Annotated in this window: 1 protein-coding gene; it reads right to left on the reverse strand. The window is 65.9% G+C overall.

Annotated features, from left to right (window positions below):
• Positions 1–270, reverse strand: a 270-nt coding sequence (locus F2P45_RS35255) for a HAMP domain-containing protein (protein WP_166882769.1), incomplete at both ends; no start/stop codon positions are given.

Genomic DNA, 270 nt, shown 5'->3' on the forward strand with positions numbered 1-270 from the left:
GTTCTTCCATCGAGGCGGCGGTTTCTTCCAGCGAGCTGGCTTGCTGTTCGGTGCGCGCCGACAGATCCAGGTTGCCGGCGGCGATTTCGGTCGAGCCGATGGCGATCGCATTGGTCCCGCTCTGCACTTCCGACACCACCCGCGTGAGCGAATCGTTCATCGCATGCAGGGCGCGCATCAGGTCACCGATTTCGTCGCGCGAGGCCGGGCCGAATTCGGTGGTCAGATCGCCGCTGGCGACCGTGCCGGCCACCGCCACGGCAGCTTTCA

The sequence above is a fragment of the Massilia mucilaginosa genome (assembly GCF_011682145.1).
Classification (GTDB): domain Bacteria; phylum Pseudomonadota; class Gammaproteobacteria; order Burkholderiales; family Burkholderiaceae_D; genus Telluria_A; species Telluria_A mucilaginosa.